Annotated in this window: 17 protein-coding genes; 1 reads left to right on the plus strand and 16 read right to left on the minus strand. The window is 44.2% G+C overall.

The annotated features are described in order from the left end of the window. The 16 genes from RDS42_RS01350 to RDS42_RS01425 form a co-directional block, all read right to left on the minus strand. Window positions 1–666 (minus strand): DNA adenine methylase (locus RDS42_RS01350; RefSeq protein WP_308782018.1); only part of this gene is annotated, 666 nt, incomplete at its 3' end. 84 nt (window positions 667–750) lie between these two features. After that, a complete protein-coding gene (locus RDS42_RS01355; protein ID WP_107435422.1) occupies window positions 751–2,310 on the minus strand; it encodes a glucosaminidase domain-containing protein in 1,560 nt (519 codons plus the stop codon). Window positions 2,311–2,320: 10 nt separating this feature from the next. Continuing rightward, window positions 2,321–2,626 (minus strand): hypothetical protein, encoded by a 306-nt coding sequence (locus RDS42_RS01360; protein ID WP_107435421.1) that lies wholly within the window; start codon window positions 2,624–2,626, stop codon window positions 2,321–2,323. Window positions 2,627–2,998: 372 nt separating this feature from the next. Further along, complete coding sequence (locus tag RDS42_RS01365; protein WP_206197008.1) at window positions 2,999–3,118, minus strand: CD1375 family protein; 120 nt, start codon at window positions 3,116–3,118, stop codon at window positions 2,999–3,001. A 1-nt stretch (window position 3,119) separates the two neighbouring features. Beyond that, complete coding sequence (locus RDS42_RS01370; RefSeq protein WP_107435419.1) at window positions 3,120–3,470, minus strand: hypothetical protein; 351 nt, start codon at window positions 3,468–3,470, stop codon at window positions 3,120–3,122. Next, on the minus strand, window positions 3,430–4,476 hold the full coding sequence (locus RDS42_RS01375; RefSeq protein WP_308782019.1) for a reverse transcriptase domain-containing protein: 1,047 nt from the start codon (window positions 4,474–4,476) through the stop codon (window positions 3,430–3,432). The genes RDS42_RS01370 and RDS42_RS01375 overlap by 41 nt, the downstream gene beginning before the upstream one ends. Window positions 4,477–5,016: 540 nt before the next feature. Beyond that, entirely contained in the window at window positions 5,017–6,312 is a 1,296-nt protein-coding gene (locus tag RDS42_RS01380) for a hypothetical protein (RefSeq protein WP_308782020.1), read from the minus strand. A gap of 83 nt (window positions 6,313–6,395) precedes the next feature. Next, window positions 6,396–6,623 carry a hypothetical protein gene (locus tag RDS42_RS01385; RefSeq protein WP_156834673.1) on the minus strand — a complete coding sequence of 76 codons (228 nt, stop codon included), beginning with the start codon at window positions 6,621–6,623 and terminating at the stop codon, window positions 6,396–6,398. Window positions 6,624–6,634: 11 nt separating this feature from the next. Further along, on the minus strand, window positions 6,635–7,030 hold the full coding sequence (locus RDS42_RS01390) for a phage tail protein (protein ID WP_107435415.1): 396 nt from the start codon (window positions 7,028–7,030) through the stop codon (window positions 6,635–6,637). A gap of 1 nt (window position 7,031) precedes the next feature. Then, window positions 7,032–7,895: a hypothetical protein gene (locus tag RDS42_RS01395; protein ID WP_308782021.1), complete on the minus strand. Its 864-nt coding sequence runs from the start codon at window positions 7,893–7,895 to the stop codon at window positions 7,032–7,034. Continuing rightward, window positions 7,882–8,589, minus strand: a complete 708-nt coding sequence (locus RDS42_RS01400; RefSeq protein WP_107435413.1) for a baseplate J/gp47 family protein — start codon at window positions 8,587–8,589, stop codon at window positions 7,882–7,884. Before RDS42_RS01400 ends, RDS42_RS01395 begins: the two co-directional genes overlap by 14 nt. Continuing rightward, window positions 8,589–9,038 (minus strand): DUF2634 domain-containing protein, encoded by a 450-nt coding sequence (locus RDS42_RS01405; protein ID WP_107435412.1) that lies wholly within the window; start codon window positions 9,036–9,038, stop codon window positions 8,589–8,591. The genes RDS42_RS01400 and RDS42_RS01405 overlap by 1 nt, the downstream gene beginning before the upstream one ends. Then, window positions 9,035–9,400 carry a hypothetical protein gene (locus RDS42_RS01410; RefSeq protein ID WP_107435411.1) on the minus strand — a complete coding sequence of 122 codons (366 nt, stop codon included), beginning with the start codon at window positions 9,398–9,400 and terminating at the stop codon, window positions 9,035–9,037. The genes RDS42_RS01405 and RDS42_RS01410 overlap by 4 nt, the downstream gene beginning before the upstream one ends. Window positions 9,401–9,417: 17 nt before the next feature. Next, on the minus strand, window positions 9,418–10,383 hold the full coding sequence (locus tag RDS42_RS01415) for a hypothetical protein (RefSeq protein ID WP_107435410.1): 966 nt from the start codon (window positions 10,381–10,383) through the stop codon (window positions 9,418–9,420). An 11-nt stretch (window positions 10,384–10,394) separates the two neighbouring features. Next, window positions 10,395–11,072 (minus strand): LysM peptidoglycan-binding domain-containing protein, encoded by a 678-nt coding sequence (locus RDS42_RS01420; protein ID WP_107435409.1) that lies wholly within the window; start codon window positions 11,070–11,072, stop codon window positions 10,395–10,397. An 11-nt stretch (window positions 11,073–11,083) separates the two neighbouring features. Next, window positions 11,084–13,084, minus strand: a complete 2,001-nt coding sequence (locus tag RDS42_RS01425; RefSeq protein ID WP_308782022.1) for a hypothetical protein — start codon at window positions 13,082–13,084, stop codon at window positions 11,084–11,086. Window positions 13,085–13,106: 22 nt separating this feature from the next. Here RDS42_RS01425 and RDS42_RS01430 point away from each other — a divergent pair, with 22 nt between their 5' ends. Continuing rightward, window positions 13,107–13,514, plus strand: coding sequence for a hypothetical protein (locus RDS42_RS01430; RefSeq protein ID WP_308782023.1), 408 nt, complete (start codon window positions 13,107–13,109; stop codon window positions 13,512–13,514). The last annotated feature ends 228 nt before the right edge of the window (window positions 13,515–13,742 follow it).

The raw sequence follows: 13,742 nt of genomic DNA on the forward strand, positions 1-13,742 counted from the left end.
ATAATCCTTATATAAATCACGGATAAATTCATCATCATTATAGGAAAGAATAAACTTTCCTTTAATCCCATCTAAAACGGTCTTTAAACGAATATGGTCATCATGTGAAAACCCTCCTTCATAATATTTCTCGGTGCCATGATATGGCGGATCTAAGTAAAACAATGCTCCCGGTCTGTCATACACCCGGATCAGGCTTTCAAAATCCCTGTTCTCAATGACCACATTTTTCAAACGCTCCTGCACCTCTGCCAGATATTCAATCGAATTTGTAAGGTTTTTCTTATTCGTTCCGAAGGTCTTTCTGTCAGCTCCGAAACTCACCTTTATAATATGAAAGTATCGTGCTGCCCTCTGGATATCTGTAAGCCCTCTGGCATTCAGCTGGCTCTTATTGTCAAAGAACTGTTCCCTTGAAATTGCCAGCCAGTTAAGTTCCTTCTGCAGTTCCTCACAGTGGTATTTGATGCAGCGGTACAAATTGATAAGGTTGCTGTCTGCATCATTAAATACTTCCAGTTCTTTTCCCACTTCCTTGCCAAACAGCACCCATCCGGCTCCACCAAACACCTCAATGTATCTGTCAAAGCCTTCCTCTGGGAACCTTTCAATAATCGCCTTTCTAAGCAACCTCTTTCCACCAATCCATGCAATAAAACTGTTCATTCTTCTTCCTCCTGATTTTCAATGTTGGGGCATTCAATCAGGTAATCCGGGAGCATTTCAGCCCCCGGACAAAACTCATTCCTATTACACTTTCTCGGTATAAGAAAGGCAGATCCAGACCGGAACATATTTTCCGTTGTAAGGCTGTTCAGACTTAATACGTCCCCACAAGCCTTCCTCACCGGATTTGCTTACCTTTCCATACTTTTCCTCCACAATGGTATACGAGCCCACCGGGATGTGACCAACAGAAGCAGTGTCAATGGTTGCTCCAAGTCTCATCTTCAAATCGCTGATTTTCACACGCACCATATAAGGAGCAAACACATTTTCAGGATATACATTTACACCTGCTTCATCAAACACACTGTAACCAGGATTCTTGTCTACACAAGTCTTTGCATATTCAAGCGAATGGTACGCTCCAATCTGGCTCTTGGCATCGCTCCAGTTCTTTCTGACACGATACCAGCTTTCTGCTGTTGTCTGTTTCTGCTGATCATAAGCGGTGAGATTGTATTTTTCAATGATACTGCACACCTTGTTAACATAATCCGGAGCAGTTGCATAGCCACCGTCCTTGATGATCTGAACCGCTTTCTTGTAATCCTTCTCGCCTTTCAAACCAGCGTATCTAAGTGCTTCGCCTTTCTTTGCACCCAGCAGGTATGCGGAATGATCAGCAATAGATGCTTCGACATTCGGATATGCCCTGAATGCAGCTGTAACCGTTACATACTCTCCATTTACATATTCCTTCGTCTCCTTGGTATATTCACTCGTTCCGTCCCATGAGCTTCCAGACCAAGTGTTTCCGGATAACGAGCACTTCATTCCAAAGCAGTTATTTGCCATCTGTGCGAGCACTGATTTTCCATATCCTGATTCCAGAATAAACTGTGCTGCTGACACAGAGGCAAGGATGCCGGTGTTCTTCATATCAGCAGTACATAACTCGCCAACTCGCTTCACGATATCAGTATCTGCCATATTCGCAAACTCTACCGCCTGAATACCGGTATCCACTGTCACAGATGCACCCACAAAGGATGCCATGCATTCTGCACACGCCTTCGCCAGCTTACGAAGATTGCTATCATCCATCAGCCATTTACAAGCTTCAGTATTTGTATGGAAAGAATGTTCTGCGATAACGCCCGGAACTCCGGCTAAGAAGCTGCCATTCAGCACTCCATAGTAGTTATCGTCTTTCTTTCCATTTCCATCTCTGTCATTGTCGGATAATCTCGAATAAATCTGATATCCGTCCACGCCCATTGTGTTCTGGATAACCTTTGCAATCTGTGCTGCAAATTCTCTGGACTGGTCATCAACCAAAGTTTCATTACGATCTGTAAAATGAATCGCCACTGCTCTGTTTACTGCCTCAGTACCACAGGCATTTGTGTGGTTGCTCACAAACAGATCGCATCCGGCAGCCATTTTTCCTCTGGCTGTCAGATCCGGATTCTCATTGATATTACTTCTGGTTACGAGAACCTCAATTCCCATCTGCTCCAGATATTCCTTCTCATACTGTGTCAGTTTCCAGACTGTCGCTGATTCATAATATCCAGAAACGACCCCGGCATTATATTTTTCTCCATAATGCCCTGGATCTAAACAAATACGTTTCTTTCCCATTGTGTACCTCCTAACTGTCCACTCTGCTTTCCCTTAACTTGGCTACCAGCTCATGTACTCCGGTAGAGCCGGAGGAAAGAATTAAGCCAGTAATCACCTTTGCAATAATAGGCAGCTGTGAACTGTAGCCCATCAAAGCAAAGAAATCAATGTCGAACATCAAAGCAAAAAGTGCTCCGAAAGCTACCGCCCATACCGGTGCCTTAACGATGTTCATTACCTTGTCACCCACAAGCTCCTTCACTCTGTCCACAAGGAACTGGATCAGGATTGCGAATACCACGATAATAGTTACTGCATTGCTTAAACTTGCCATTTTCTGCGTCTCCTTCCATATTTTTTTGTATTTAAAAAAGGGCTTTGAAAGCCCTTTTAAACACCTTTGCTGCATTCAAAAAGGAGCCTTGTTTCAGACTCCTCATTTACAAGAAAAACCCCGACAACATTTTCCTGAATGTTTATCAACTATTCAATTCTTCTACAGTTATACTCACTGACATCCAACTGCTTTTCTATGTTTTCAAAAGCCTCCCTGTAATACGATTTGACCTCTTGGGAAACCTGCTTTGTGTGTTCTAATTCAGTCACGAGTTTTCTCAGCAGATCCGATTGCTGAGTAGTGATGTCACACAACAGGTCTATCACCGCCAACAGATTCATAAAGCCACCCTTTCCGGCATTTCATCGTTTATTCCGCAGCATCTTCTGCAGCTTCGATTGCTGCTCTTACATCGTCCCTGAATTTCTCCGGAATACTGTCGATTGTTCTTTTTCCAGCCTTTACTAATTTAATATACAGTTCCAACATCTTAATTACCTCCCGTCTTTGCTTCATACAGTTCCGCTACTGCGTTCATAATAATGAGCTGATTTTCTTCTGTTGCGAGCAGTTTTTCATAGAGTTCTGCCTGTGCTCCCATGCTGATCAGAATGTTCTCGTTTACTTTTTCAGTGTTCTCTTCCTGCTGGATCAGATTATAATACTCTTCTTCACTCAGGAAACGATACTCGCATGTATAGCCCACTTCTTTCTCTTCGCTGCCATCCATACTGTCTCGTTCGATACGATTGATATTTCTTCTCTGGATGTAAGTATTGGCATTTACCATTTCCAACGTTTCAGGCAGTGAGGAGCAATTCTCTGTTTTCCATCCTTGCATTTTTATTTGCCTCCTTGTCCATTTTAGATATGATGCGTTTGACCGCCCTCACGCTTATAAGTGGCTTAATATACATCAGATACCACTCATAGGTGTCAGAGTGTGTTATCCAGCCCATCAGGGAAATAAAACCCTTGCAGAGCCTTAATGGATATTTCTTCTTTTCCATCTTCTTTTTATTGAGTTTCCTTGCTATCCTCGCAATATGTATCAGCGTATGCTTTCTTATGATTACCCGATTTCGATAGAACAGCCAGCCCATTGCCGATACTTCCCTGCCGGTTCTCCTGCCATTCTTTTTAATGTACTCAAACCGGAACACCTGCCAGTCACCTTTCATTTTCAGCCTGATTTTTCCAAGCCACTGCTTAATGAATATAATCGCCATGTGCAGCTTCTTTTTATTATCATCTGCCATCGTGAAATTATCCATATACCGGATAAAGTGTGCTATTTTCAGCTTGCACTTTATCAGAAAATCCAGCTCCTGCAGGAGAAAGTTTGCCAGCCACTGTGACAAATAAAAGCCCAGTGGCAGCTTATCTGGAAACCATGTCAGGCACACATCTATCAGATACATAAATAAAGCATCTTTGATACGTTTTAACAGTTTTGGTCGGATAAACTTATACTTTGCATGGTCATAAAAATGTCGGATATCGCACTGTGCAAAATTCCGGATACCTTTCCCAGACTGAATCCATCTTTTCATCGCTTTCATTCCCCGATGTGATCCACGCTTGGGAAAAGACGAATAGCTGTGATGGTAACTGCTCCCTTGAATAATCGGCTCCAGAATTAGCACAATAACGTGCTGTATCCACAATTCAACCATTGTCGGTACATATATGACCCTTGTTTTCCCAGCTTCTTTTATAATAACCGGGTTATGCTTTGGTGGTTTAAATTCCAGTTCCGGATTTTCCACCTTCCATCCGGCTGGCTTCGTATTCTGGATAATTTTCTGTATTTTCTCAACCCATCCATCTAAATCTTCCTCCACCATTTGAATATCTTTTCTGTCACTTTTTCCACGCTTCATCCGCTTAAATGCCCGGAGGATAACACCCTTTTGGCAAGCCAGCGTGTATAAATATCTGTAACTTTTCTTTTTCTTCCAAGGAATGCCGGTCTCTTTTTCAATGTCATATTTGAACTTATGCATTTTATCTTCTATCTCCTCGCCGCTTTCGAACATTGCTCACTACTTGCAGCTCCTGACCGGAATAATTTCCACTCACCAAAACCTATAAAGGCGGATATAACAGTATTTCAACTGTCAGCGGTGTATATGACTATCGGTAACATTTTGGACTTATAGTTTCTTGATAGAATCAGGACGCCCCGTAGTTCCACCAGGCGTTAGCAGCGACATTGTTCAGTGTGCGAGCCCAGAGCCCGTCATTAGCACCGTTGTTGCAATTGCCGAACCGCAGCGAAACCGCCGGAGAGGGAGTTCCGATAGCCCCTCAAGATCTTTAAAAAATCATTCCTATATTTTATACAAAGCAGTTGGGGGAAGACCCCCAAACCCCCTATCTGCAGCTTACGCTGCAGCAGGTGCTGGAAGAAGTTTGGACGCCCCGCAGTTCCACCAGGCGGTAGCAGCGACATTGCACAGTGTGCGAGCCCAGAGCCCGTCATTAGCACCGTCGTTGCAACCGCCGAACCGCAGCGAAACCGCCGGTATTTCTGCGTTCACCCAAGTGTGATCGCAGTATCCAGTAGCAGAACTACATGCGATTTCATCATTTGGTACTGCACCAAAATCCTTTACCACCTGAGTTGTTGCATAATATCCGTTTTTTGCCAAATTCACTCCAGTATCCAGATATTTAGCCCCGGTTAAGTCATAGGTATAATCCGGAGACACCTTTATTCTTCCGTTAATCAGGAGCATATACGGATCTCTCTGCCACAGCATATAACTCCCCATAACGCAGCTATGGAAAATCTTATTGAAGGACTTATTATCATTAGAACCATAAAACTGTCCTCCGCCAATGACTGTATTGATTTTCGTTCCGTAATGTTGTGTTTTATCTTCAACGTAGGTAGAACACATGCCTGATCCAAAAGCAGTCTGAGAGTCGGTGCTCTTGCTCAGCAGAATACAGATGTCTGCCAATGTATTCGTTAATGCACCGCCAAAGAAAAGAGCTTTGCTGGATGCTGCCTGAATTGCTGTATACTGCTCAGCAGTCCCGATTGCTTTTCCGGTTGCATTGTCTGCAGCTGAACCGGAGGCTGTTAAGCAACTCCACTGCCCTGCAATACTTCTCATCTTTCCATTGGAATCAATGGAGCCATAGAACATCGGGATCAGCATATAATCTCTTTCTTTTCCAAGTACATTAAATCCTACTGCATGGAAATCATCATCCACTTTTCTTTCACAGAAATATACATAGCGGTCATTTCCAACCTTATATTCCTTCTTGTAGATTTTCTTTACGATTGCCATCGCATCACCGGCATAATCAATATTAGCCGCATCAGAGTTCGTTCCATCCGCTTTCTTCGTATAATCGTCCGGATCTAAGAAGTAATCAATACCTCCATCCCAATTACACATAACCGGTACATTGGCTTTCAGCCAGTCCCAGTCAGCCCATGAGCCATAATTCATGGCGTGCGTGCTCATGTTCATGCTCATAGGTGTAAAGTCCTTGTTCGCACCAAGGTACTCCACTCTTGTGGACGGATTCAGGTCGGAAGCTTCATGGATAACCATTCCATAAATCGGTGCATCATCCGGTACCAGATTTCTCACCAGCTTTTCCACCTGCTCCTGCACTTCAAGCAGTGTTTCCTGCTCTGCAATAAAAACCTTTTTCGACATTTTCTACCTCGTTTCCAGCATAATATAACACTTTACGTTTTATATTTGCTTATTTTGTTAGATTATAACGTAATACGTTATTTTTACAGTTCCTCATAATATAAATGACCGTTTTCCATGCCTAATCGCATCTTCCCACCGTTCACGTCATCCTCAAAGATCTTCGCATCCCTGCGGTTGGCTTTTCCGTTGTTGAGAAGCTGGGCATATCGCTCATTAAAGTAATCTGCATGTGCCGGTGTGGTAGGCTCCAGAGCCTCCATCTGTTCGTTGTAAACCGGCTCATCCTGAATCGTTAAATTCTTCGCCATGTCCTGCCTCCCTAAAATGTATCGTTGATATAGAAAGTCATGCTGATATCCGCATCCTTTCCTTTTGCGGTAAAACGCTTGATGGTAACGATATCCCCATCCGCATCATAGAGTCCGATTTCGCTAATCGCAGCACCCGGAAGCTCACTCTCCTTTAGCTCACATTCATACTTGCACTTCGTATCGCTCAACATGGTGTAAGTATCGTATTTCTTTCTGAGCAATTCGTTCTTCAGTTCTGATTCTGCCTCCAGCGGTGCGATAACATTTCCATCCGCATCCACACCACCATCACCAAATACAAAGCCCACAATCTTAGGCAGCTGGATTTCTCCAGCTCTGGCTCTCAGCATCTTTTTCCTTCCTGCAATTGTAATAATCTGATTCTGTGTAAGGTTCTCTGCCATTTTACAATTCCTCCTCTCGCCTTATGGCATCTAATATCCTTGTTCCATTTAACTGATAGCTGCCATCCAGCAGCCACAAGTCTTTCTTTATAACAACACCTCCCGGTGTCATTTCCTCGATATTGGTATTCCCCAAGTCAATTGCCAGACCGTATGTATCTGGTTTTCTTAACACATTCAGCTCATAGCTGCCATCCATCTGCCATGTTCCATTCAATCTCCGGACATTCCAGTAAGGCGAGTCAAAGCCGATAACCACTCCGGCATCAGTAAACATCTCCTGCAGCTGTGATGTAGCAGATACACTCACATCCAGTTCTACGCTCTCCAAAACCTCGACGTCTCCCATATCGTAGCTGATGCCCCATTCATCCGGTTTTCTTCCGACTCCCAGATTATAGGTGCCATCCAGCAACCATGTTCCATTTAACCTCCGGACATTCCAGTAAGGCGAATCAAAACCGATTGTCATTTCCGTTACCGAGAAGACCTCTCCGATACTTGCCGAGTAGTCCAGCAGCAGAATTATTTTATACATCAGATGAGCCGGTACCCATTTATCCAAAAACTTTCGGACATCCGGCATATCGATATGCTGCAGCTCACTCACATCCAGAACAATCTCCGCAAGCAACTTCTCAGCATATCCGGTAACATCAACACCGGCTCCGGTTCTCTCTGACAGTTTATTTTCCAGCCATTCTTCATTGATCAGCTCCTCGTGGAGTAAGGATGCTCTCTGGCACATCTCATCAATGATCCGTTCTATTTCAGCCAGAATGATATCCTCGGCATTCAGGACATCATTCATCTGTCTCATATTGCGGACTCTTGCTGGAAGCATTTGGCTGTTATTCAGTGACATTGACCGTCAGCTCCTGCAGAGCAAAATACTTGTTGTATTCTGCAGTAATGGAATCCTGAGCTCCGTTGACCTTCAGGATTCCCACTTCCTTCACACCATCCACTCCACTGATGATGTTACTGATTTTATAGTAGTTCAAAGACACTGTTCCGCTTTGGAAAGCGATCTGAGTGAAATACTCCTCGATCTTGCTCCTGATCTGCGTTTTCACGGTCTCTTCTGTGTAACCGGACATTTTCACAACGCTGCATAAAATAACAATCGGAATGCTCTCCGCAGCATCCACAACCGGATCAGCTCCAACCGGACGCATACTGTTTATGTATTCCTGGACAAATGCAATCTGTTCTTCCGTTGGTGGCTTGGCATCCACTGTAAGAATCGCAATCGACACAAGCCCGGTTCCATCCCTTGGTGTGTCCACCTTTGCATTTCCCACAATGACATTACCCTCTGCATCCGTGGCTTCCTTTGCCCATCTCACATAATGCCTCTCGTTTCCGCTGGTACCCATATCCTCCTCTTTGTCTGTCAGGGTATTCATCAGAGGAACAATCCTCATGGCATCAAGCCGGGCAAGCTCCTCAGCCACCGCCTGAAGATTATCCATTGAGAAGCTGCCTTCCATCTTGGTATCCTCATTTTTCAACGCAGCCTTCATCCTTGCCAGTATTCCTTCAGCACTAAAATCCATTACACTCTCACCTCCCTCACCGGAACCAGAATTGTGTTTGAACCATAAATGCTGGTGCAGTCAAAACTCACCGTCATCCCGGTAGAAGTATTTTCAAAAATAAAATTATCCAAACGCTTTATATATGGATTGACCATAAGAGCTTCAATGATAAAGCGTTCAATTTCCAGTTTGACAATCTCCACGTTCATGGAGTGTCCGATTACCTGATCCTGAATTTCTGAGCCAAATGCAAAGGAATATGCGGTATAATGACATCGCTCCGTGAACAGGGCTTTAAATATCCAGATGCGGAGTGCTTCATTTCCCTCCACCATGTAGGTGCGTCCTCCCTCATCCAGAAGCAGCTCGTTCTTTTCGAAGTCATAAGCATATTCCTTCAACATTGGCAGTTCGTCATTCGTCTCAGTGCTTGTGCTTGTTGAATCAATAAAAGGAAAAATACTCATGCCTTAACCGCCTTTCCTGCTATATAAAAAGAGGATCCGGTTATATGCACCACAACCGTGTCCCCTTTCTTAAGCACATACTTCTCGTGAAACTCTTTCAGGAACTCATAAGCCTCCTGCGGTTCAAAAGGTGTAATAAATGGCTTTTTGATGTCCTCGCCACTATCCGAAGCATTCAGCATCAGTGCCGGATTGATGTAAAGGTTCTTTGTGATAGTTGTATTGTGCATCTTGATTGTCAGTGGTTTTACCGACAACACATCCGCCATATAGGTACCATCCACTCCATCAGCACTATTGGAACCACCAGTTCCCTTTCTGATTGCCTCGACCATTTCCACAATATTTCTGTTTGTCGACACCTTTCCACCTCCTGCCTTTATGCAGTCTCTTCAATCTCCCTTTCATCCATAAGGTTCTCAAAGGCAAGTGTCAGATCCATCTGAGCCTTACCGCACGAAAAGGTATGTGTGTCACTTTCAATGTAAAACTGTCCATAAAGCCCGGTGTCAGTTTCCTGCACAATGATTGAGTATCCTGATACCGCACGGAAATCATTTGGAACTCCGGACACGGTTGCCGAGGACTCCACTGTTACCAGCATCTTCTTGGCTTGTGTTGTAGCATCCTCTCCATCATTCTGTTTCAGCACTCTCTGCACCAAACCATACTTCTGGATCGAGGCTGCATCCTCCACCGTCTTTATGACATTGTTGTTTTTATCTGTTATTAAAACCCTATTAACGAGCTTTTGAAGGGTGCTTTTATAGGTTGCTTCAATCAGGTTGTAATCCCCGGTCATAACCGCCCCACAAAGCGTCCCCTTCTCCAAAACACTCACTTTGTTAATATTGGTCATCAGCGGAATATACTTGCTGCCATTCTGCTTTGCTGCAGCTGTGTATGCCATCATAATGGCTTCATAGGCTTTCTTGCCAAAGCATGGCATAGAAGATATATTCACTCCCGTTGCAGCCATCGTTCCGCTTTCAATTCCGAGTTCTGTGCAGATCCCCGGAACAATCGTTTCCGGAGTTCCTTCAAATATTTTGTTGACATCTGAATTATTGATATAGAACATTAAATCGTATGCCAGATAAGTTTCCACCTTGGAACTGGCACTCTTGTCAATGTCAAAAATAATGCCTCCAAAGACATCCTTCCCACTGTCATCCTGCATGATGATTTCTGCACCCTCGTCAATGACAACCGTGGGAAAGTCTTTGTCCTTCTTATTCTTCGCAATTGTGAATTGAATGGTACGTGCGACCTGCTTTGTGTCACCAGACCACTTGATCTGCTCGATCAGTTCGCTGATATCTTTTCCTACAGTCAGTAATTTCATCTCAACACCACCTATGCCGGAATTGTGTACACATCGCCCGGATAAATCCAGTGTCCATTATCAGAACTGGACTTTCCATGCTTTTTAGCACTTGCCTCAATTGTTCCATTGTTTGCATTATAAATTTTAGGATATGAACTTCCATTTCCGTATTTCTGTTTTGATATCCCCCAGAGTGTATCTCCTCCAACCACTGTATAAGATCCACCTGCAGCTGCAGGTGCAGGTCTCGACAAAAGACCATTATTCCGTACTTTCGTTGTAATCTGAACAGATGGAACATTCAATGTCCGGTACTCGGAAAATGAAATGGTATAGTAAATATCCCCATCACCTTCCCTCATAGAGTAGGTAAAATCATCAATCAGCATTGCGAGGTTGATTTTCATATCGCTTATGATTACCCTGACCACTGCTTTTGTGGTTTTCCATTCCTGAAGCATCGCTACATATTTGTCAGGCTTCTTTTTCGCATTCTTATAAAATGGAGACTTCTCCGAAGGGAAGAAGCTCGACAGCTTTGTGTACTTAAGCCCTCGCTCTCCCTTCAGATTGGCTTCTCCTATGTTTAGAAGGGTTATCGCCTGATTCAACTGTTTTTCTGTGAATTCCACAGAAGGAGGATTGATTGGCAGCTCGATAACTTCTTTCCTGTTGTTTACGCTTAATTCAATTACTCTGGTTTTCATCAGACCACCTCCTAACCCATGTTTACAACTACTTCCACGACTTTCTTTGCAACCTTGTCGGCAATTTCATCAATATCCGCATCCTCACGGACAATGATCTCATCTGCCAGTTTTGCAATGGCAACCGTCACGCTGCCAATAAATCCTTTTGCAGTCCCTTTGGTCTTTCCTGAACCCGGAACTTCAAGACCGCTTTCTTTCCCCTTGATTCTGTCCATCAGCTGCTTCAGGTTCTCATCGATGCTTGTCAGTATCATCATGATTGGAGTCAGATCCTGACCGCCACCGGATAAAACTGTATTCTGCATGATGTTGGCAGTGCTGTCTTTTACAACTCCACTGCCCTGCTTCGTCAGGGAAACGCTCTCTTTGTGTGGAAGAATTCTGGAACCTCTTGGCAAATCAACAAGCTCGGCACCTTTCTCGCCAACCCATGTCAAACCGCCCTTCCAGTTATTATCTCCTTCAGCGTTTTCTCCAACAGTTCCGGAATCTCCTCCAGAACCGGTTATCGCATCTGCTACAGAACCAAACCATCCTGCAATCTTTCCGATAACGCTGCCGATTCCTTCCACCAGTGGCTTTACGATTCCCCACACAGTTTCGATAATTGACTGGATGCCAGGGAATACCTTTTGAACCACGCCAAATAAAATCTCAAATACGCTTATTACAATGTCAATTACTGGAGAAATTACTCCCCAAGCTGTGCTGATGATGTCCCCAATCAATGGAGCCACCGTTCCGATGACTTCCTGAATAAAACCCATCCTCTCACCGACAAATGAAATGACACTTCCAACTTTTTCTCCGATTTCAGAGAAAATCGTACTGAATACCGGAGCCAGTGCAGAAACCACAGTTCCAATACCTTGTACTAGACCGGCAATGACTGGAGCTGCCTGACCGATGATGTTTCCTATCGTGGAAACCACCGTTTGGATTACTGGGAGAATTACCGGTAGCATCATCTGTACAGTGGAAATAATGCTTGTTAGAGCCGGTACGCACGCACTGACTACCTGCTGGATGGTAGTAGTCATACCGCTACCAAATGAGACAAGCTGCGGAATCAGCGGTGCAAACCCGGCAGTCAGAGACCCAAGCGTGGAAACCACACTCTTAATTCCTGAAATAAATTCCGGTACAACTGTAATGGCAGCATTGAATCCGTTTTCAATTACAGGAGCCATTGAAGGGAACATTTCCTTAAGCCCGTCCTTCAATCCGACCACTATATCTCTTCCAAGCGTCTTGATTTTCGGTACCGCTTTTTTAACCCCTGTTTTAACCACGCTTGGCAGTGATGAGAATACACGTCCAATCATCGGAACCGCATTATCGAATAAGAATGTCGACGCACTATCCACCAACTGTTCCATTGATCCGGTTATATCTCCGCCAATCGCCATATTTCCAAGAACGTTCTTTGCTGCTGCCTTCATCGCTGAGAACGAACCACTAAAGGTCTGTCCGGCTTCTTTTGCGGTTGTTCCGGTTACTCCGAGTTCATTCTGAATCACATGAATAGCACTGTAAACATCAGACAAGTTGCTGATATCATACTTAACACCTGATATCTTGCTGGCATCCTGAAGCAGTCTCTGCATTTCTTCCTGCGTACCGCCATATCCCAACTTAAGATTATCCAGCATCGTGTAATTCTGCTTTGCAAATCCCTGATACGCATTCTGGATAGACTCCATGTCGGTGCCAAATTTGTTTGCGTTGTCTGCCATGTCAATCATAGCCATATCAGCAACTTCTGCAGCCTTAGCGGTATCACCACCTAAGCTGCTCAAAAGTGATGCAGAAAAACTTGTGACCTGTGACATATACTCATTGGCAGATAGACCGGCTGTCTTAAACGCTGCATCCGCATTGGCTTTAACAACACTAGCATTCTCCTTGAACAATGTTTCCACGCCACCAATGCTCTGCTCCAGTGCAGCTCCCTCCATTACAGCACCGCCAACCACCGCTGTTGCTACAATCGTTACTGGAATAGCCACGGTTGCTGCCAAGGTCTTGAGTTTGCCACTGATAGCAGATATTCCACTTGCTGTGGCATCCTTCAGCCTTACTATCGGGGAAAAAATCTTCCCACCTAATGCTTTCAGCTTCCCAGTTATCTTTGTGACTTTAGAAGTGATTGCATCTTTCAATTTAATAACGGGTGTGGTTACTTTTTTCGCCACCCCCGTTAATGCATTTTTTATTGATTTTACTTTTGATGTGGCAGAATCCTTTATCTTAATGACCGGAGTTGCCACCTTTTTTCCAACCGTCTTAATTCCATTGCTGACTTTTGTTATTGTCGCACTGGCTGCATCCTTCGCCTTAATGACTGGGGATATTACTGTTTTTCCTAACTGCTTTACCTTTCCGGTTAGCCCATCCGTCTTTCTTGTTGCCGATTCGGTATTGATCTTAGCAGTGTAAGTTTTATCCCAAGCACGCTGTAGCTCTTTCCTCGTTTCAGCTGCATCTTTCCGGAGGGCGGTCTGTTCTTGTCGGATGCTCTTTAGCACAGAGCTGGCATTATCCCGGATGGAAATACTTCCTACAACACTCATTTAGCCACCTCCACCTCCCGAAAACAGCTGCTCACGTTCTTCAATGCTCTTTAACATCGATGCATAATAGAAACATTTTTCTTCCACCCCAAGC

The organism is uncultured Blautia sp. (genome assembly GCF_902497045.1).
GTDB lineage: Bacteria > Bacillota > Clostridia > Lachnospirales > Lachnospiraceae > Blautia_A.